The organism is Aureimonas ureilytica, assembly GCF_001475935.1.
GTDB classification, from domain to species: Bacteria; Pseudomonadota; Alphaproteobacteria; order Rhizobiales; family Rhizobiaceae; genus Aureimonas; species Aureimonas ureilytica_A.
The window spans coordinates 58,853-78,372 of the sequence record NZ_LDQA01000025.1 but is presented as its reverse complement, the minus strand read 5'-3'; the positions used below and the strand labels follow the sequence as shown (position 1 = coordinate 78,372).

Annotated in this window: 20 protein-coding genes and 1 riboswitch; of the genes, 8 read left to right on the top strand and 12 right to left on the bottom strand. The window is 64.9% G+C overall.

What is annotated here, in order from left to right:
- Window positions 1-4 precede the first annotated feature (4 nt).
- Complete coding sequence (tsaA, locus tag NS365_RS11855) at window positions 5-496, top strand: tRNA (N6-threonylcarbamoyladenosine(37)-N6)-methyltransferase TrmO (RefSeq protein WP_058600497.1); 492 nt, start codon at window positions 5-7, stop codon at window positions 494-496.
- Window positions 496-903, top strand: a complete 408-nt coding sequence (locus NS365_RS11850; RefSeq protein WP_058600496.1) for a DUF2293 domain-containing protein — start codon at window positions 496-498, stop codon at window positions 901-903. Before tsaA ends, NS365_RS11850 begins: the two co-directional genes overlap by 1 nt.
- A gap of 6 nt (window positions 904-909) precedes the next feature.
- On the opposite strand, the gene NS365_RS11845 is transcribed toward NS365_RS11850, so the two are convergent.
- The 5 genes from NS365_RS11845 to ettA all read right to left on the bottom strand — a co-directional run bounded on the left by NS365_RS11845 (window position 910) and on the right by ettA (window position 5,898).
- Window positions 910-1,497, bottom strand: coding sequence for an MOSC domain-containing protein (locus NS365_RS11845; protein ID WP_058600495.1), 588 nt, complete (start codon window positions 1,495-1,497; stop codon window positions 910-912).
- Between the two features lie 8 nt (window positions 1,498-1,505).
- Complete coding sequence (locus NS365_RS11840) at window positions 1,506-2,156, bottom strand: DedA family protein (RefSeq protein ID WP_058600494.1); 651 nt, start codon at window positions 2,154-2,156, stop codon at window positions 1,506-1,508.
- A gap of 126 nt (window positions 2,157-2,282) precedes the next feature.
- Window positions 2,283-2,666, bottom strand: a complete 384-nt coding sequence (locus NS365_RS11835) for a response regulator (protein ID WP_058600493.1) — start codon at window positions 2,664-2,666, stop codon at window positions 2,283-2,285.
- The gene (locus NS365_RS11830; protein ID WP_058600492.1) at window positions 2,659-4,146 is read right to left on the bottom strand and encodes a sensor histidine kinase; all 1,488 of its coding nucleotides are present in this window, start codon (window positions 4,144-4,146) and stop codon (window positions 2,659-2,661) included. The genes NS365_RS11835 and NS365_RS11830 overlap by 8 nt, the downstream gene beginning before the upstream one ends.
- 102 nt (window positions 4,147-4,248) lie before the next feature.
- Window positions 4,249-5,898 carry an energy-dependent translational throttle protein EttA gene (gene ettA / locus NS365_RS11825; protein ID WP_058600491.1) on the bottom strand — a complete coding sequence of 550 codons (1,650 nt, stop codon included), beginning with the start codon at window positions 5,896-5,898 and terminating at the stop codon, window positions 4,249-4,251.
- A gap of 186 nt (window positions 5,899-6,084) precedes the next feature.
- Here ettA and NS365_RS11820 point away from each other — a divergent pair, with 186 nt between their 5' ends.
- Window positions 6,085-6,381, top strand: coding sequence for a Dabb family protein (locus tag NS365_RS11820; protein WP_058600490.1), 297 nt, complete (start codon window positions 6,085-6,087; stop codon window positions 6,379-6,381).
- A gap of 3 nt (window positions 6,382-6,384) precedes the next feature.
- Here NS365_RS11820 and NS365_RS11815 read toward each other — a convergent pair whose 3' ends face one another.
- A complete protein-coding gene (locus NS365_RS11815) occupies window positions 6,385-7,371 on the bottom strand; it encodes a ribonuclease T2 family protein (RefSeq protein WP_153003740.1) in 987 nt (328 codons plus the stop codon).
- Between the two features lie 94 nt (window positions 7,372-7,465).
- Between NS365_RS11815 and NS365_RS11810 the strand changes: the two genes are divergently transcribed.
- Window positions 7,466-8,428, top strand: a complete 963-nt coding sequence (locus NS365_RS11810) for an alpha/beta fold hydrolase (protein WP_058600489.1) — start codon at window positions 7,466-7,468, stop codon at window positions 8,426-8,428.
- 29 nt (window positions 8,429-8,457) lie between these two features.
- On the opposite strand, the gene NS365_RS11805 is transcribed toward NS365_RS11810, so the two are convergent.
- The 6 genes from NS365_RS11805 to ybaL form a co-directional block, all read right to left on the bottom strand.
- Window positions 8,458-9,174 carry a GntR family transcriptional regulator gene (locus NS365_RS11805; protein ID WP_058600488.1) on the bottom strand — a complete coding sequence of 239 codons (717 nt, stop codon included), beginning with the start codon at window positions 9,172-9,174 and terminating at the stop codon, window positions 8,458-8,460.
- Between the two features lie 113 nt (window positions 9,175-9,287).
- A complete protein-coding gene (locus tag NS365_RS11800) occupies window positions 9,288-9,902 on the bottom strand; it encodes a thiamine phosphate synthase (RefSeq protein ID WP_058600487.1) in 615 nt (204 codons plus the stop codon).
- Window positions 9,899-10,669: a thiazole synthase gene (locus NS365_RS11795; RefSeq protein WP_058600486.1), complete on the bottom strand. Its 771-nt coding sequence runs from the start codon at window positions 10,667-10,669 to the stop codon at window positions 9,899-9,901. Before NS365_RS11795 ends, NS365_RS11800 begins: the two co-directional genes overlap by 4 nt.
- A 4-nt stretch (window positions 10,670-10,673) precedes the next feature.
- Window positions 10,674-10,871, bottom strand: a complete 198-nt coding sequence (gene thiS / locus NS365_RS11790; RefSeq protein WP_058600485.1) for a sulfur carrier protein ThiS — start codon at window positions 10,869-10,871, stop codon at window positions 10,674-10,676.
- Window positions 10,868-11,830 (bottom strand): FAD-dependent oxidoreductase, encoded by a 963-nt coding sequence (locus NS365_RS11785; RefSeq protein WP_058600543.1) that lies wholly within the window; start codon window positions 11,828-11,830, stop codon window positions 10,868-10,870. Before NS365_RS11785 ends, thiS begins: the two co-directional genes overlap by 4 nt.
- A gap of 155 nt (window positions 11,831-11,985) precedes the next feature.
- A riboswitch (TPP riboswitch) is annotated at window positions 11,986-12,097 on the bottom strand.
- Window positions 12,098-13,948, bottom strand: a complete 1,851-nt coding sequence (ybaL, locus tag NS365_RS11780; protein WP_058600484.1) for a YbaL family putative K(+) efflux transporter — start codon at window positions 13,946-13,948, stop codon at window positions 12,098-12,100.
- Window positions 13,949-14,217: 269 nt separating this feature from the next.
- Between ybaL and NS365_RS11775 the strand changes: the two genes are divergently transcribed.
- From NS365_RS11775 to NS365_RS11760, 4 genes are read left to right on the top strand one after another with little or no spacing between them, the layout of a single operon-like run.
- Window positions 14,218-15,474: a sarcosine oxidase subunit beta family protein gene (locus NS365_RS11775; protein ID WP_058600483.1), complete on the top strand. Its 1,257-nt coding sequence runs from the start codon at window positions 14,218-14,220 to the stop codon at window positions 15,472-15,474.
- Between the two features lie 31 nt (window positions 15,475-15,505).
- Window positions 15,506-15,847 carry a sarcosine oxidase subunit delta gene (locus NS365_RS11770; protein WP_058600482.1) on the top strand — a complete coding sequence of 114 codons (342 nt, stop codon included), beginning with the start codon at window positions 15,506-15,508 and terminating at the stop codon, window positions 15,845-15,847.
- Window positions 15,844-18,816: a sarcosine oxidase subunit alpha family protein gene (locus tag NS365_RS11765; protein WP_058600481.1), complete on the top strand. Its 2,973-nt coding sequence runs from the start codon at window positions 15,844-15,846 to the stop codon at window positions 18,814-18,816. Before NS365_RS11770 ends, NS365_RS11765 begins: the two co-directional genes overlap by 4 nt.
- Window positions 18,809-19,378 carry a sarcosine oxidase subunit gamma gene (locus NS365_RS11760; RefSeq protein WP_082684567.1) on the top strand — a complete coding sequence of 190 codons (570 nt, stop codon included), beginning with the start codon at window positions 18,809-18,811 and terminating at the stop codon, window positions 19,376-19,378. Before NS365_RS11765 ends, NS365_RS11760 begins: the two co-directional genes overlap by 8 nt.
- Window positions 19,379-19,520: the final 142 nt, after the last annotated feature.

Below are 19,520 nucleotides of genomic sequence, written 5' to 3'. Positions count from 1 at the left end.
GCCTATGACTCTTGAGAAAACCTCCATTCGGCCGGGCGAAACGACCCTGCCCTTCGACGCCTCGACGGCGGATGATGCGCGGCTGGCCTTTATCGGCCGCATCCGCTCCCCTTGGACCGATCGAACCGACTGCCCCAAGAACATGCGGGTCGCCCGCGAAACCAACCAGAAGGCGAGGGTCGAAATCGACGCACCGTTCCGCGCCGCGCTGCAAAACCTGGAAGCGGGACGCCACATCCATCTCCTGACATGGCTGCATCAATCGCGGCGTGATCTGGCCGTGCAGAAGCCTCGCTCTGCCGAGACCGCATCTGGCACATTCGCTCTGCGGTCCCCCGTCCGCCCCAACCCGATCGGCCTACATCTCGTGCGTCTTCTGGACGTCGATCCGGCGTCGGGGCAGCTGGTGATCGACGCGATCGATGTTCTGGACGGGACGCCCCTTCTCGACATCAAACCCTATTTCGATACCGTCGATCGTCCGAGCGAGGATTGATGGCCACGGAACGCCAGAAGTCCATCGCGCGAAACCTGACGCTTCTGATCCCTCGCGTCCCCTATCTCGACGCGGAGGCCATCCGCACGGCGGCGGGGTCGCGCCACATGAAGAGCCTGTCGCCGGCCAGCGCTGTCTGGCTGGCGACGCTGGCCCATATCCGGCATCAGCACACCGATTATGACGAGCTTCGCGACGAGGGCTACGAGAAGGACGAGGCGCGGTTCTTCGTGGTCGAGGCGATTAACGAGGTGCTCGATCGATGGGGCGCAACACGCCACCTCGTGTCCGAAGCGGACGAGGATGAAGGTTGGGACGATAAGGACGGTGAGCCGCAGGAAGATGCGAGCGAGGACGCATCCCCTCCGCTGCCGCCCAAAGCGCGCCCGAGACCGGACGCGGATTGAAAGGCGTCATCGCGGCTCGTTCGGATCGTAGATCCATTGTTCCGGCAAACGCGCCTCGAATGCCTCGCCCAGGCTGATGCTGCCAGGCTTCTCCACCCAGGCCACAAGGCCTCGCTTGTGCTGGGCCGCCTTCACGAAGCCGAATTCGATGTCGGTTCGCTCGGGATAATGCTGCGCGATGGATCGCCCCGACAGACGGCAAGGCCCGTTGTCGCCGTCGATCTTGATCGTGACGCCATTCTCGAAAAACAGGAGGGTGCGCGGCGGCAGTTCGCTGAGACGCGGAAGGCCCTCCAGCGTGAGATTGCCGCCGATCCATTCCGGCCGCAGCTCGGGGATCGCCAAGGTCTCGGCGATCTCGGCGAGTTCATTCAGGCTCAGGATCGAAAGCTGACGCTCGTTGCGAATTTCGGTGCCACGCGGATACCAGGGCTCGCGGCCACCCGTTTTTCGGGTCGGCCCGCCATGCGCATCGGCTGCAATCCCATCGAAGCCGAGGTCCAGCCCATCGACCGAAGATGTCACGAAGCCTTTGCCTTCGGTCCGGTAAAGGCCCGCGACGGTGCCCTTCAGTTTGATGGCCGGCTTGCGCATGAGTGATGTCAGCCCTGTCGATGCGGATGCTCATCGGACTTCAGGTCGATCGGCTGCGTGCGCCGGCTCGGCTTGAAGGTGATGACGCGGTACAGATAGATCGCGACCACGGCAAGGATGACGAAGTTCGAGACCGGGCCGATATATTGGTCCACCAGATCGTATTGCTGCGCCAGAAGGTATCCGGCAAAGGCCAAACCCGCCGTCCAGGCCAGCGTGCCGATCGCCGAGAAGGCCAGAAAGGTGAGGAGCGGCATCCGCGCGAGGCCGGCCGGAATGGAGATGAGCGTTCGCACCGTCGGCACGAGGCGGCCAAACAGCACGGCCCAGATTCCGTAGCGACGGAACCAGCGGTCCGCCGCCTCCACGTCCTCGGCGGTCATCGTGATCCAGCGGCCGAACCGATCCGCCAGCCGCACGATACGCTGTTCGCCGACCACAAGGCCAAGATAATACCAGGGCAAGATGCCGAGGAGTGACCCGATCGTCCCGGCAATGATAACGGCCCAGATCGAATGCTCACCCGTGGCTGCCTGATAGCCAGCCAGAGGCATGATGATTTCGGAGGGGATAGGTGGGAAGATGTTTTCCAGAAACATCAGGAACGCGATTCCGACCACGCCGAAATCCTGCATGAGACCCTGAACGAACTGATCCATAGGCGAATGCGATCCTAGCTTGGCCGAAGCGATGAACTGGCCGTTGAGATAGCACGGCCGTTCCGCTTGGACATGGCAAAGCTGTCAGCAAGACGCCGGAAACACGAGCCTGCGGCGGTCTTCAGATCACTTGTTCGTCAAGGGAATAGCTTGCAGCAGAGCGCGCGCGATCTGCTCGGCGGTGTAGGGCTTCTGCAGGACGGGAAAAACGCGCCACTCCATTTCGATCCCCTCCAGCCCGTAACCCGTCGCGAAGACAATCGGCACGTTGCGCTCACGCAAGCGCTCGGCCACAGGATAGACCTTCACGCCGGCGATGTTCATGTCGAGGATGGCGGCGTCGATGCCGGGCTCTGCATCCAGCATGGCCTGCGCGCGATCGACACGCATCGCAAGCCCCGCCACGACGCAGCCCAGCTCGTCCAGAATGTCCTCGAGCTGCATGGCGACGAGGGATTCGTCCTCCACCGCGAAGATGCGAAGCCCTTCGAGCCCCTTTGGTTCAGTCATCCAAGAGGGCCTTTGCCACTTCGAGTTCGGACAGGGGGATGGCGAGCGTCCAGGTCAGGCTGGACGGTCCGAGGCCGAGTTCCAGTCGCCCTTCGAGCTCGCCCGTCACGATGCGCTCCAACATGCGCATCCCAAAACCGGGCTTCAACTCATCCTGCGTTTCAGGAAGATCCGGACCGGTTTCCCGCCAGACCAACTCCAGCGTCTCACCGCGTGTCTCCCAACGCACGCAGACGCGGCCGTCATTCTTCGCCAAAGATCCATATTTCAAGGCATTCGATGCCAGCTCATGGAACACCATCGCCAGGGCGATGGCGGCCTTCGGACTGAGATCGAAACGGCCGCCCTTTGTGGTAATTCGCTCGGGCGGCAGGGCCGCGAATTCCAGCCGAGCGATGGCGGCAAGATCGGCCGCCTCCCAATGATGCTGGCTCAGGAGATTATGGGCGTTCGAAAGCGCCAGAATTCGCCCTTCGAACACACGGCGTGCATCCTCGCGGTCGATCGTCGCGCGGAAGCTTCGCCGGGCCAGAGACTGCACCGTGGATAGTGTGTTTTTGACGCGATGATTCAGTTCATCCAGCAAGAACTTCTGGTGACGCTGTCCGCGTACAGCATCGGTTCTGTCATACCCTTGAATGAAGATGCCCGACACCTGACCGGTCGGCGAAGCCACGGGATGGTGCGACAGATCGACGAAATACTCTCGGAGCCGATCCGACCCTGGATCGCGCAGTCGAATACTCGTCGCGAACCCGACCGCTGACTCGCCCGTTTGGTAGGTCTTGTCCAGCCGGCCGAGTAACCCGCTCGGCTCCTCACATTCCAATTCGGGAAACGCCTTCCGAACCGGAAGCCCCAGAAGCTCGCGCTGCCCGAAAAAACGCTTCAAGGCCGCATTGGCATAGGTGATCACATGGTCCGGCCCATAGAGCAGGGCCACCATTCCCGGCGCGTCCTCGAACAGCGAGCGGAACTGTTGTGTCGGCCCCACGCCGTCGCGAATGACTTTCTCCGCCTCTCTCGCGCGCTGGACGAGAGCGACGCCGCCAGAAAACAGCGAGCTGGGCGCTGACGCCGCCTCGCGCAACTGCACGAGTTCGGTAATGTCCACCGTATTTTGGAGAATGTAGGCGACCTGACCGCTGTCGTCGGTCAGCGGAGCATGGATGGCCGTCCAATATCGCTTCGTCATCCCCCCGCCTTTCGAAGCGGGCACCGGAATGTCGTACTCGATATAGGCCAGTGTGTCGGGCTCCCCCGATGCCAGAACGCGATCGAGCGATTCCCGGAGGCGCCGGCCCGCGTCCCCATCGTTGGGAAAGGCTTCGAACAGGTAGCGGCCGACCAGACTTGAGCTGGTCTGCTCGGTCGCCAGTTCGTAGGCGCGATTGACCGCGACGAAGTTCAAGTCACGGTCGAGCAGCATATGCGGGCTGGGAAGAGCTTGGAAGAATTGTTGAAAGCCGATGCGATCCAATTCCTCTCTCCTTTCCCCCTACGCCTGCTCCCTGGCAAGGCCAATTTGTCAGACGTAAGGGGGAAGTCCGATTTGGAAAGTGGCTTTCCCCCATTCAGCTGCTTAACGCGTCAGACGCTTGTAGGTCGGGCGCTTGGGATTGACCGATTCCGGTCCGAGACGACGGATCTTGTCCTGCTCGTAATCGGCATAGTTCCCTTCGAACCACTCCCAATGGCTGTCGCCTTCATAGGCGAGGATATGCGTGGCCAGACGATCGAGGAACATGCGATCGTGGCTGATCACCACGGCGCAGCCTGCATATTCCTCCAGCGCGTCCTCAAGGGCGGCCAGCGTTTCGGTGTCGAGATCGTTGGTCGGCTCGTCAAGCAGGATGACGTTGCCGCCGGACTTCAGCATCTTGGCAAGGTGCACGCGGTTGCGCTGACCGCCCGAGAGCGTGCCGACCTTCTGCTGCTGGTCCTGGCCCTTGAAGTTGAAGTTGCCGACATAGGCGCGGCTGTTCATGTCGTATTTGCCGAGCTTCATGATGTCGACGCCGCCCGAGATTTCCTCCCAGACGGTCTTCGATCCGTCGAGATGGTCGCGGCTCTGGTCGACATAGCCGAGATCCACGGTCTCGCCGATATGGACGGCACCGGAGTCCGGCGTTTCCTTGCCCGTGATCATCTTGAAGAGCGTCGTCTTGCCGGCGCCGTTCGGGCCGATGATGCCGACAATGCCGCCGGCGGGCAGACGGAACGAGAGATTTTCGATCAGAAGCCGGTCGCCATAGCTCTTGGATAGATTCTCCACCTCGATGACGCGGTTGCCCAGGCGCTCCGAGGTCGGAATGACGATCTTACCATCGGCCGGCCTGCGGTTTTCAGCTGCCTCGACCAGCTCGTGATACGCCTTGATGCGGGCCTTCGACTTGGTCTGGCGAGCCTTGGCGCCCTGCTGAATCCACTCGCGCTCGCGGGCGATGGCGCGTCCGCGCGCGTCGTCCTCGCGGCCTTCCTGCACCATGCGCTTGGACTTCTTCTCGAGATAGGCCGAGTAGTTGCCCTCGTAGGGGATGCCCCGACCGCGATCGAGTTCGAGAATCCAGCCCGTCACATTGTCGAGGAAGTAGCGATCGTGCGTGATCATCAGCACCGCGCCTTCATATTCGCGCAGGTGCTTTTCGAGCCAGGAGATCGTCTCGGCGTCGAGATGGTTGGTGGGCTCGTCGAGCAGCAGAATATCGGGCTTCGACAGAAGCAGCTTGCACAGCGCCACGCGGCGCTTTTCACCGCCCGACAGGGGCGCGACGGAAGCATCGCCCGGCGGGCAGCGCAGCGCGTCCATCGCCATCTCGACCTGACTTTCCAGGTCCCAGAGGTTCTGCGCGTCGATCACGTCCTGAAGCTTGGCACCCTCCTCCGCGGTCTCGTCGGAGTAGTTCATCATCAGTTCGTTGTATCGGTCGAGGATCGCCTTCTTGTCGGCGACGCCTTCCATGACGTTCTCGAAGACGGTCTTCGACTCGTCGAGCTTGGGCTCCTGCGAGAGATAGCCCACCGTCGCGCCGTCGGCGGCCCAGGCCTCGCCCGTATAGTCCCTGTCGACGCCGGCCATGATCTTCAGCAGGGTCGATTTACCGGCGCCGTTCGGGCCCAGGATACCGATCTTGGCGTTCGGGTAGAAGGAGAGATGGATGTTCTCCAGAACCTTCTTGGTGCCGTAGGCCTTCGTGAGATCGGCCATATGGTAGATGAATTGGCGTGCCATCGAGCGCGCGTCCCCGTAGAAATGACTTGGGCAAGAGTTGGCGCACAGGTAAGCCATGGCGTCCCGATGAGCAACAAAGGCGGCAAGGAAAATGCGTCGGGCCGGGTTGCGCCCCACTCCCCGCTTGACGCACCGCATCGAAGAGCGGATGCAGCGCGGGATCGATTTCTCGAAAGCGGAGCCGACATGATCCGGCACATCGTCTTCTTCAGTGCAAAGGACAAGACCGACCTGCCTCGCATCAAAGCCGGGCTCGAAACCCTCGGTGCCATCCGGCATCACGAGCATTTCGAGGTCGTCGAGAACGCCCGCGTCGACCCGATGGGCAATGATGTCGATCTGGTCGTCTATGCCGAGTTCAAGGATCGTGAAGCGCTCGCGGCCTACAAGGCCGACCCGATCTACGACGCCTCCACGCGGAGCGTCCGTCCCCTACGCGAGATCCGTTATTCGGCCGATTACGAAGTGCCCGACCGGGCGTGACGCTCAGCCGAAACCGGGCGCGTCCACGCGTCCCGCGCGGCAACCGGGCGCGGTGGCATCGCCGGCCCGGATGAGTTCGCCCAGACTCGCGCCCTGCCCCGGTGCGCCGCGCAGCGAAATCCGCAACTCTCCGACCAGCCGGCGCCCCGCCGCGTCGCTTTCGCAGTCCAAGAGGACGCGAGCCCCCGCCCCCGCACCGAACGCCTTGTCGAAGGCCGCCCGAATCTCGGCCGCGCTCAATTCGCGTCCGATCGCGTTGGCGAAGAGATCGCGAACGGGCGAGGCATTGAGTTCATCGATCAGTCGAATGGACTGCACGAAATACGCCTCCGCATCGCCATCGTAACAAGTGCCGTGGGTCCAATACTCGTGCCGGTCGAGCTGAGAAACCGTGCCGGGCATGACACGCGCCAGCGCCTCCCGGGTCGCCGCGCTGATCTCGACCGGTGGCAGATCGCGCCAGCGCCCGGATTCGTCGGCGGCCCGAACGGCAGCGGACACGCCGCAATATTCGCGTCCGCGCGGCTGCGGCCATAGTCCATGAAGCGATAAACCATGACCGGCTACCCCGCCCGAGCGACAGTCGGTGCGCTTCGGCCGCGTTTCACAGAAGGCGGGATGCCAGCTTGCGGCCAGAACGAAGGAATCTGCCTTGCCTCCAGCCGGTGGCGGCGAAGCGCCGCGATCAGCCGACGAGTTCCCATCCGTCACGCGCCCGCATCCGTAAGGCACCCAGCGCCGCTCAGGGTCCGCCCCCGGTACGCGGATCAGGTAATGACTGCCCGGCATCGCGTTTCGCCCGATGAGGTCATAGTGCCGTCCGGGCTCGGTCACGATGCGACCGGGATTGTTGTCCGAGCGGATGGAGGGTGTCGCGAAGCAGCTCGCCTCCGCCACGAATTCCCCACTCATGGGGACCTGCGCCTTGGCGGACGAGACCGAGAACAGGAGGCCGGCTCCCATCAGCAGGAAGCCCAAGCGTCGAACCATGATCCATCCCCGAGTTTGAGACCAGCGGATTGCGTTTTTCCGCGCTTACGCCAAGTCTGCGTCAGTTTTCCGTCTGCATATCGGCTTTTATCCCGTGCTCGCCAGTTCTACCCTTCTCGACAGTCCGACCGGCGCGGCCTTGCGTCTTCATCGTTTCCTTCCCGAGGGCGAGGCGCGAGCCGTGCTTCTCATCCTGCATGGGCTCGCCGAGCACTCGGGACGCTACGTCAGGCTCGGGCACGAACTGGCGGATCTCGGTATCGCCGTCTATGCCCATGACCATCGCGGACACGGATCGACCACCGCTCTCGACGCGCCGCTCCGCCGCTTCGGAGGGCGCAATGGCGCGGCGAAGGTCCTGCGCGACGTGCAGGCCGTGCGTCATCAGGCCGAAGCCGACTGTCCGGGAAAGCCGGTCGTGGTGCTCGGTCATTCGATGGGCGCCTATATCGCGCTCAACCATGCGCGCACCTTCGGCGAAGGTCTGGCGGGGCTGGCTCTCTGGAACGCCAGCTTCGAGCGCGGTTGGTCGGAGCGGCTCGGTACCGTAGCGTTCAAGGCGGAAAAGGCGCTGAAAGGTTCGGATGTCGCGAGCGCACTCTTTGCGCGCGCCACGTTCGACGTTTGGAGCCGTTCGGTTCAGCCGAGACGCACGCCCTTCGATTGGCTGACCCATGACGAAAGCGAAGTGGATCGCTACATCGCGGACCCGCTTTGCGGATGGACGCCCACCATTTCCATGGTGGAAGACATTCTGAACTGGCAGAGCGCAGGAGCCAGTGTGACTCCGCTCGGCGATCTGCCGCATCGCCTGCCGATCCATTGTCTGGGCGGCAGCGAAGACCCGGCCACCGCGAAAGGCGCTGCGGTCCGATCCCTCGCCGCTCGCCTGGAGCAAGCCGGCAGTCTCGATGTGCATTGCCATGTCGTGCCGGGCGCACGGCACGAGGTGCTTCTGGAGATCGAGCCGATGCGCAGCGAAGCGGTCGAGCAGTTGCGCGCCTTTATCGATCGCTGCCTCTTGCCGAGCGGGCAGCGACGTCAGAAAGGCGCCTGACCGCCTGCCCTGCTCTTGGGCACGTCACGTCAGTCGGAGCAATACAGGAGATCGGCGCCCAGATGGCAGCGGCCGATGCGCAGTTCCAGCGCCTTGTTCTGGTAGGAGTAGATCACGCGGTCCAGCGTCAGGATCGCTGCCTCACCGCTCAGACCGAACGCGGCTCGGTCCTCGTCCTCCGCCGTCGCGCTGGCAACCTTTTCCACCTTGTAGGTCGCGATGTCGTGCCCCATCCAGCGGCTTTTCGACAGCTGCACCATTTCGGCCGGGCTCATCGTTGCCGTGGCAGCGGCGACGCGGAGATAAACCGTCTCGATCAGAAACAAGCGCCCGGCATAGGTCCGGCGCCGCTCGAAGGTCAGGACCGGCACACGCTCCGATAGACCCAAGCGCTCCGCGATCGGCGCCAGCGGGACGGCCAGATCATGCCCCGAGACGGTGACATCGCCCGAGACGCGATTGCCCGAGCGATCGAGAATGTTGGAAAAGCGGCTGCGAGTCTTCTCCGCCTCGTAATCCACCACGACCGTGCCGCGCCCTTGATGGCGTTCCAGCAGTTTGTTTTCGGTCAGGATGTCGAAGGCTTTGCGCACCGTCCCCAAGCTGATGCCGAGCGATCGCGCGATCTCCGCTTCGTTCTCGATGAGTTGGCCGGGCGCCCAGGTGCGGGACACGATGCGCGCGACGAACTCGTCCGCCACCTGCTGATAGAGCGGCCGGGTGTTGAACGATTTCGCGACCGACATCTACGTCCCCTGATAGATAACCTATGCAGGAAACATGCTTTAGGTTGCATGAAAGATCAACTAAAAAGTGCAAACCGCTGGCTAATTAGCTGCATTCAGGTTGCATCGACATGTCATCTGCGCGTGATGGCCAACCATTCCCGGACACGGGTTTCCAGTTCGGCGTGCAGGGTGATGTCGGTCACGACAGCGGCGCTGTCCGCGCCATTCTGGAACACCGCTTCGGCACGCTCGGGCCGGAGACCACCGATAGCCACCAAGGGAAGATCGCCGATGCGCTTGCGCCAGGTCAGCAGACGTTCCGGCGTCTGCGGCGCCCAGGGCATCTGTTTGAGAATGGTCGGCCAGACCGGACCCAGCGCCACATAGTCCGGCCGGGCCGACAGGGCGGTTTCGAGTTCGGCCTCGTCATGCGTCGACAGACCGAGCTTGAGTCCGGCCGCACGGATCGCGGCTAGATCGGCCTCCGCCAAATCCTCTTGGCCCAAATGCACGAAATCCGCGCCCTCCTCGGCCGCCAGCCTCCAGTGATCGTTCACGACGAGCTGGCATCCATGGGCCTTGCAGACCGCCAGCGAGCGGCGAATCTCCCCGCGCAGGCGGGCGTCGGGCATATCCTTGGCGCGAAGTTGCACTAGCTTGACCCCGAGCGGCACGATCCGCTCGATCCAGGCGGCATCCGGCATCACGGGGTAGAACGGGTCGAGCACGAGCCGAGAGGCGCTCATAGAACCGCCTTTCCGAAAATGGGTGTCGAGGGCGCGGCCATGTCACGCGGCTCCATCGCGCCCGCTTCGAAGCTGAGCCTCCCCGCTTCCACAGCCAGACGGAAGGCGCGTGCCATCGCGACCGGATCGCCCGATGTGGCAACGGCGGTGTTGAGCAGAACCCCGTCATAGCCGAGTTCCAGAGCCTCGGCCGCATGGCTCGGCCGGCCGAGCCCTGCATCGACGATCAGCGTCACGTCGGGGAACTGCGCGCGCAGCGAGCGCAGCCCATAGCGATTGTTGAGCCCGAGACCCGAGCCGATCGGCGAGGCCCAAGGCATCAGCACCTCGCAGCCCGCCTCGACCAGCCGTTCGGCAACGACCAGATCTTCGGTCGTGTAGGGCAGGACGCGGAAGCCTTCGCCCGACAGGACGCGCGCGGCCTCTACCAGACCGAAGACATCGGGCTGCAGCGTGTCGGCATGGCCGATCACCTCGAGCTTGACGAGGTCGGTGCCCAGAAGCTCGCGGCCCATCCGCGCCGTTGTCACCGCTTCCTTGACCGTGTGGCAGCCGGCCGTGTTCGGCAGAAAGGCGACGCCGAGCGCGCGCAGCTCGTCCCAGAAGCCGGGCCCACGCGGCGCGCTGAGATTCTGCTCGCGGCGAAGCGACACGGTGACCAGCGCCGGCTCGGCCGCGCGGATGGCCGCCTGCATGATCGCCGGCGAGGGATAAAGCGCCGTGCCCAACATCATGCGGGATGAAAAGGTCCGATCGTAGATGCGCATCGCGTCACCCTCCCTGCATCGGGCTGAGAAGTTCGATCCTGTCGCCCGCCGTGAGCGGGGTGTCCGCCCGCTCGCCGCGTGGCACGAATTCGCCGTTCAGCGCGGTCGCCACCGCTTCGGGCTCCACTCCGAGTTCCCGAAGCAGCGCATCGAGCGAGCCCGCCTCGACCTCGCACGGGTCACCGTTCAAATGCAGGATCATGCGGCCTCCATGAGGGATAGTACGGCGCGGGCCGCTTGGCCCGACAGCTCGGGCGCCAGGAGAAACCCATGGCGATAGAGCCCGGTGAAGCAGACATGGCGTCCGCTTTGCGTCACGCGCGGCAGATTGTCGGAAAAAGCCGGGCGGCAGGCAGCGCCCGTCTCCAGGATCTCGGCTTCGGCAAACCCCGGATGCAAGGCAAAGGCGGCCGTCAAAAGCTCCACCGCCGAGCGGAGGGTGATCGGCCCATCGCGCTCGCTTTCGATCATGGTCGCGCCGATCATGAAAACACCGTCCTCGCGCGGCACGATATAGATCGGCCAGCGCGGATGCAGAAGGCGAACCGGCCGGGCCAGACTGACGTCGCGGCTGCGCACCAGCACCATCTCCCCGCGCACGCCGCGAAGACCCGGCGCGTGAGCCTTGAGACCTCGGCAGTCGACGACGGTCTCGCTCGACAACGCGGCAGGTTCGGCTTGCGAGCCCCACAGCAACGTACCGCCGAGATCCTGAATGCGCCGAACGAGCGTGGCCATGGCTTGGCGCGGATCGAGATGCGCTTCGTCTTCGAAGAACAATCCCTGGCGAAACCGCCCGGCGAGATCGGGCTCGAACGCGGCAATGCCGTCCGCATCCAGCAGGCGGTGAGCTTCTGTGCGGGCGGCGAACTGGCGAAGATCGGCCGCATCGCGCGGCGCGGCCAGAACAAGCGTTCCCCGCCGCTCGACCGGCACCCGGTCCGCCCAGAAGTCGATGCCGCGCAGACCCGGCTCGATGATGGCGGGGTCCGCCGTCGCCGCCTCGCAATAGGGCGCGAGCATTCCCCCCGCGAGCCACGAGGCCGCGCGCTGGCCGAGTTCCGTTGCGGCCTCGTGCACGACGACGGCGCGCCCCTCTTCGGCCAGCCGAACGGCTGTCGTCAGCCCGGCGACACCGGCCCCCAGGACATGGATCACCATGCGCGCGAACGAGCGTCCAAAACGAAAGAGCGTTGCGTCGAGGCCATCATCGTCTCCGCCAAAGCGCGAGCCGCTCGCAGGACGGGAGCGGAACGCTCGCTCCAACAGGTCCACGCGCGGCGTCGGCCTCTTGGCCGAGCGGTGCATCCCTGTCGGAGGCGCAAACGCTCCATCCCTACGCCAGTGCGAACTGGATCAGGTTCGTGGGGTCGCCGGATCGTGCTCCGGCCTCTCAGTTCCGCTGCTGGAACTCCCCCTGGATGCTTCTCAGGGTAAGCGTTCGGCTGGCTCTGTCAACTCATCACCATCGGACGGTTCCGGCAGCGGCCCGTGGTCATCGGCAAAGATCGGCCCTTTTGCGCCCGGCGCATCCGGCCCGAAGGAGAGGACATGATCGGCGATCGCCTGCGCCGTCACCTCGTCGCCATTGACCACCGTATCGGCCCCCGCATCGATCAGGCGTTCGCGCTGTTCGCCGGAATGAACGCGGGCGGTGATGCGAATGTCGGGATTGGCGGTGCGGGCTGCCGCGATCATGGCGACGGCCTCGAAACTGTTGGGAAAGGCGAGTACGAGGTCCCGCGCGCCGCCGATATGCGCGGCGTCCAGCACTTCGGGCTTCACGGCGTTCCCCACAACCGTTTCGAACCCGGCCGCGCGCACCCGCGCGACGCGCTTATCGGCGTCCTCGATCACCAGGAAGGCCCGACCGGCGTCAGCCAGCCGACGCGCGATCTTGGAGCCGACACGCCCATAGCCGACGAGCACAAGATGGTCGCTTAGCTCCGTGCGGCTCAGCGCGCCGTCCTCGATGGCGACACTGCCGCTCGGAATATGCGTCTGCCTCTCACTCGTCTCACCCGAAGTCGTATCCTTCCCCTCGTCACCGCCGCCCTCGAGAGCCGAGCGGCCCTCCGCCTGCCGCCAGCGATCGACCCAGGCAAAAAGAAACGGATTGAGGACGATCGACAGGATCGCGCCGCCGAGAATCAGGTTCTTCGCCTCGGGCGGCAGAATTTTCAGGTTCAGGCCCAGCGTGGCGAGGATGAAGGAGAACTCGCCGATCTGCGCCAGCGAGACGGAAATGGTGAGCGCCGTCGAGGTCGGATGACCGAACAGCCGCACGAGAGCGAAGGCGACGAGCGACTTGCCGACGACGATGATCAGCAGCGTCGCCAGAACCGGCAGCGGATCGGAGATCAGCGAGGCCGGATCGAACAACATGCCGACCGAGACGAAGAACAGGACGGCGAAGGCGTCCCGCAGGGGAAGCGAATCTTCGGCCGCGCGATGGCTGAGCTCCGATTCGCTCATGATCATGCCGGCGAAGAAGGCGCCGAGCGCCAACGAAACGCCGAAGAGCGAGGCCGCGCCGAAGGCGACGCCGAGCGCGATGGCGAGCACAGCCAGGCGAAACAGCTCGCGCGAGCCGGAGGCAGCGGTGAGTTGCAGGAGCCAAGGGATGACCCGCCGGCCGACCACCAGCATCAAGACCACGAAGATGCAGAGCTTGAAGACCGTCACGAGAATGATGCCGGGAACGCCGAAGCCCAGATCGGAACTCGCGCCATGCACGGCGGACGGGTCACCCCCCAGCGGCCCCGCGAAGGCCGGCAGCAGCACCAGCGCCAGAACCATTGCGAGGTCTTCCACGATCAGCCAGCCAACGGCGATGCGCCCGCGCGCGGTCTCGATCAACCGTCGCTCCTGCATGGCCCGCAAGAGCACGACCGTGGAGGCGACCGAAAGGGCGAGGCCGAAGACGAGACCCGCCCCCAGCCCCCAGCCCAGAAGCCAGGACAGCGCCATGCCGAAGAGCGTCGCCGCCGCGATCTGCGCGATGGCGCCCGGCAGCGCGATGGCCCGCACGGACAGGAGATCGCCCAGCGAGAAATGCAGACCGACACCGAACATCAGAAGAATGACGCCCAGCTCAGACAACTCGCCCGCCAGGCCTTGATCCGCCACGAAGCCGGGCGTGAAGGGGCCGGCCGCGACACCGGCCAGGAGATAACCGACGATCGGGGACGCGCCGAGCCGATGCGCCAGCGTGCCCAGGAGAAAGGCAAGGCCCAGACCCGCGACGATGGTTTCGATCAGCGGCATGTCGTGCAGCATGGTCGACGGCTCCCGGCGTTTGAAACGACTCCAGTGTCGCGGCAACCCTTCGGTGTTAGGCGATGGGGCCGGCCGATGCAGCAGAAAAGACGCTTCGAACGAAGGGTTTTTCGGGTGCCACCGCTCACCCTGTCGGCACCTTGCCCGGAGCCCGATGTCGCAGACAAGACACATGTCGGATTCGTACAAAGCCGACGCCGCATCCGTCATCGCGGCGGCGGTTTCGCGGGTGCGAGTGTGATGTCCGACACCGCAGATCGGATCGATCCATGCAGAAGTTTTCCGGCTTTTCCATCATCGCCAAGGCGCTCGGCTCCAACAAGGGCTGGCAAGCGCAATGGCGCGACGCGTCGCCCAAGAGCCGCTACGACGTGGTGATCGTGGGCGGTGGCGGCCATGGCTTGGCGACGGCCTATTACCTCGCCAAGGAGCACGGCATCCGCAATGTGGCGATTCTGGAAAAGGGCTGGATCGGCGGCGGCAATACGGGCCGAAACACGACGATCATCCGCTCGAACTACCTGTTCGAAGAGTCGGCGGCGCTCTACGACCATGCCGTGAAGCTTTGGGAAGGCCTGTCGCAGGATCTGAACTACAACGTCATGTTCAGCCCGCGCGGCGTGCTCATGCTCGCCCATAACATTCACGACATTCAGGTCTTCAAACGCCACGTCCATGCCAACCGTCTGGCGGGTGTGGACAACGAATGGCTGAGCGCGCAGGAGTGCAAGGATTACTGCCCGCCGCTCAATATCGACGCCTCGACCATGCGCTATCCGGTGCTCGGCGGCGCGCTGCAGCGGCGCGGCGGCACGGCGCGGCACGATGCCGTCGCCTGGGGCTATGCCCGCGCGGCCTCGGCGCTGGGTGTCGACATCATCCAGAACTGCGAGGTGACGGCCATCCGGCGCGGGGCCAGCGGCGCGGTGACGGGCGTCGAGACGACGCGCGGCGCGATCGAGGCCGGCAAGATCGGCGTCGTGGCCGCTGGCAATACCTCGGTCGTCATGGACATGGCCGGTCTGCGGATGCCGCTCGAAAGCTACCCGCTGCAGGCTCTTGTCTCGGAGCCGTTGAAGCCCGTCGTGCCCTGCGTCGTCATGTCCAACACGATCCACGCCTATATCTCGCAGTCCGACAAGGGCGAGCTGGTGATCGGCGCGGGAACGGACGCCTACACGTCCTATACGCAGCGCGGCGGGCTCCATATCGCCAATCACACGCTGGATGCGATCTGCGATCTCTTTCCCGATTTTCGCCGGGTGCGGATGCTGCGCTCTTGGGGCGGCATCGTGGATGTCACGCCCGACCGTTCGCCCATTCTCGCCAAGACGACGGTCCCAGGTCTCTACGTCAATTGCGGCTGGGGCACGGGCGGGTTCAAGGCGACGCCGGGCTCCGGCAATCTCTTCGCCCACACGATCGCCCGCGACGAGCCGCATCCGATCAACGCGCCTTTCACGATCGAGCGCTTCCGCGACGGCGTCCTGATCGACGAGGCGGCGGCCGCCGCCGTCGCGCACTGACCCGCCCTTTGCTCCCCCGCGAGGCCGACCAATGCTTCTGATCACCTGCCCCTATTGCGGCCCCCGCCCCGAACTCGAATTCCGCTACGCTGGCGAAGCGCATGTGATGCGCGCGGAAACGCCGTCGGACGTGGGTGCGGACGATTGGGGCGCCTTCCTCTACACACGCTCCAACCCGCGCGGGCTTCATGCCGAGCGCTGGCGCCATATCCATGGCTGCGCGCGCTTCTTCAACGCCGTGCGCGATACGAGAACCGACTTCTTCGTGACGACCTACAAGATCGGCGAGCCCCGACCGGACGGCGTCGAAGAGCATCGCCCGGCGCTCAGCGGAGACAATGTCGGCACATGGTCCGGGGAGGTTGCTCGATGAACCGTTTTCGCACCTCCTCCGGCGGCCGGATCGACCGCACGGCCTCGCTCGGCTTCACCTTCGACGGGCAGAGCTATCGCGGCTATCAGGGCGACACGCTGGCCTCGGCGCTGCTTGCCAACGGCGTCCATCTCGTCGGCCGCTCGTTCAAATATCATCGCCCGCGCGGCATCGTCACGGCGGGCTCGGAAGAGCCGAACGCGCTGGTCGATATCCGCCGTGACGCGGCGCGGGTCGCGCCCAACCTGCGCGCGACGCAAGTGGAGCTTTATTCCGGCTTGAACGCGCTGAGCCAGAACCGTTGGCCGTCGCTGAATTTCGACGTCGGCGCGGCGAACGACATTCTCGGCAAGTTCTTCTCGGCCGGCTTCTACTACAAGACCTTCATGTGGCCGCGCTCGGCCTGGGAGAAGCTTTACGAGCCGATCATCCGCCGCGCGGCCGGTCTCGGCCATTCCCCGACCCTGCCCGACCCCGATCGCTACGCGCAGATCTTCGCCCATTGCGAAGTGCTCGTGGTCGGCTCCGGCCCGGCGGGCCTTGCCGCCGCGCTGGCAGCATCCGAAGACCCGTCGCAGCGTGTGATCCTATGCGACGAGCAGAGCGAAATGGGCGGCTCGCTTCTGCACGAGAGTGAGGCGGTGGTGGACGGGCACACCGCGCCGATCCAGGCTATGCACATGCTGCATGAGCTGCGCTCGCGCCCGAATGTGACGCTTCTGCCGCGCACCACGGCCTTCGGCTTCTACCCGCACAATCTGCTGGGCCTCGCCGAGCGGGTGACCGAACATCTGGCGAACCCGCCCGGCCATCTGCCGCGCGAGCGCATGTGGCAGGTGCGCGCCGGCCGCGTCGTCTTCGCCACGGGCTCCATCGAGCGCCCGCTCGTCTTCCCCGGCAATGACCGGCCGGGCGTGATCATGGCCGAGGCCGCGCGTCAATATGCGGTGCGCTACGGCGTCCTGCCCGGCCACCGCGCCGTCATTGTCACAGCGGGCGACAGCGCCTATCGCGCGGCGCTCGACCTCAAGGCACGCGGCGTCACCATCGCCGCCATCGCCGATCTGCGCGCCGCGCCCGATGGGCCTTATGTGCAGAAGGCGCGCGAAGCCGGCATCGCTATCCATCCTGGCACCGCCGTTTCGGCGACCTCGGGCCGTCTTCGCATCCGCTCCGCGACCCTGGTTCGCGAGGGTCAGCAGACGGGCGAAACGCTGGAATGCGATTGCCTTCTGATGTCGGGCGGCTTCACGCCGACCATTTCGCTCTTCTCGCAGTCGCGCGGCAAGATGCGTTGGGACGAGACGATCGAAGCCTATATCCCGGCCGAATCGGTCGAGCAGGAACGCTCGGCCGGCGCCTGCCGGGGCGTGTTCGATCTGGCCGGCGCGCTGGCGGACGGGCACGCGGCGGGCGGCGGTGGCGCCTCCCCCTATAGGGTCGAGGAGATGCCGGTCGGCCATGGCGCGTTCCGGGGCGCGACTTTCCATGCGGGCGATCTGCGCAAGGTAAAGGCTTTCGTGGACTTCCAGAACGACGTGACGGCGAAGGACGTTCGCCTCGCGACGCAGGAAGGCTTCCGCTCCATCGAGCATGTGAAGCGCTACACGACGACGGGCATGGCGACCGACCAAGGGCGCCTGTCCAACATCAACGCGCTCGCCATCGTGTCGAAGGAACTGAAGCGGCCGGAAACCGCGATCGGCCTCACCACCTTCCGCCCACCCTATTCGCCCACGACCTTCGGGAATTTCGCCGGTATCGCGCGCGGGCCGCTTTTCGACCCCGTGCGCACCACGCCGATCCACGGCTGGGCGGTGGAGCATGGCGCGAAATTCGAGGATGTCGGCATCTGGAAGCGCGCGCATTTCTTCCCGCGCGGGGGGGAGGACATTCATGCGGCGGTGGCCCGCGAATGCCGCGCCGTGCGCACGTCGGTCGGCATGTTCGATGCCTCCACGCTCGGCAAGATCGAGGTCGTCGGACCGGATGCCGCCGAGTTCGTGGACCGGCTCTACACCAACCCGTTCAAGAAACTCGCCGTCGGCAGCCTGCGCTATGGCGTCATGCTGCGTGAGGACGGGTTCGTGATGGATGACGGCGTGATCGCCCGCATCGCGGAAGACCGCTTCCACATCACGACGACAACGGGCGGCGCGCCGCGCGTTCTCAACCATATGGAAGATTATCTCCAGACCGAATGGCCGCATCTTGATGTCTGGCTGACCTCGACCACCGAGGAATGGGCCGTCATCGCCGTACAGGGGCCGGATGCGCGGCGGGTAATCGAGCCGCTGGTGGACGGGGTCGATCTTTCCAAAGAGGCCATGCCGCATATGACCTGGCGCGAAGGGCGGATCGCCGGCGTGCCGATGCGGCTCTGGCGCGTGTCCTTCACCGGCGAACTCGGCTTCGAAATCAACGTGCCGGCCAGCGAAGGGCGCAAGGTCTGGGAAGCCGTTCATCAGGCGGGCCAGAGCTTCGCGATCACGCCCTACGGCACGGAAACGATGCACGTTCTGCGCGCCGAAAAGGGCTACATCATTGTCGGCCAGGAAACGGACGGCACGGCCGTCCCCGACGATGTCGGCCTCACCTGGGCGGTTGCGAAGAAGAAGCATGATTTCGTCGGCATGCGCTCTCTGGCGCGTCCCGCCCTCTCGGCATCCGGTCGCAAGCAGATGGTGGGCCTTCTGACGCTGGAGCCGCAGACGGTTTTGGAAGAAGGCGCGCAGGTCGTGAATCACGTGACTGATCCCGCCGCTCCCGCCTCCATCCCCGCGCTCGGCCATGTCACCTCGTCCTATCGCTCCGAAACGCTTGGCCGCTCCATCGCGATCGCTCTCGTGCGCAACGGTCGCGCCCGGATCGGCGAGACGGTCGATATTCCGATGCCGGGCGGGCGTATCGCCGCGACCATCGTCGATCCCGTGTTCCACGACAAAGCGAATGAGCGCCTCAATGCTTGACGCCGCGATTTCCCCCGGCCCCGCGCCGATCGCCCTGCCTTTCGGCGGCCCCGGTTCGCCCGTCCGAATCGAGAGCCTCGGCCCGCGCGCCCGCTTCGCGCTCCGCCTGCGCCAGGACCATGGCTTCGCCCGCGTAGAGGAAAGCTTCGGCCTCGCCCTGCCGCGGGAGGCCTGCCGCTTCAACGAGGGAGCGGATCGGCGCGCCCTGTGGCTCGGGCCGGACGAATGGCTGCTCGTCGCGCCTTACGATCAGGCCGGCGCGATCGTCACCGAGGTCCAGGCCGCGCTGGCGGGTATTCCACATTCGATGGTCGAGGTCAGCCATCGCTCGCTCGGCTTCGCACTGACGGGTCCGAAAGCCGCCAGCGTCCTCGCCTCCGGCTGCCCCCTCGATCTCGACCTGCGCGCTTTCCCGGTCGGCATGGCGACCCGCACGGTTCTGGCCAAGACGGAGATCATCCTGCAGCGAATCGGTGCGGAGGAATTCCAGATCGACGTCTGGCGATCCTTCGCCAATTACACGCTCGGCTATCTCATCGAAGCAGCTCGCTCCTACGACTGACAGGCGAAATATCACGCTCCATTCGGCGGCTCTGGCCTTAGGGCCGGCGCCGCTTGCATTTCGAGCCCCTCGCAACTGCTAAGCCCTTCGCATTGCACAAAGAATTAGCGATGTGACTATGTTCGAGCATGTCGCGTTTTTG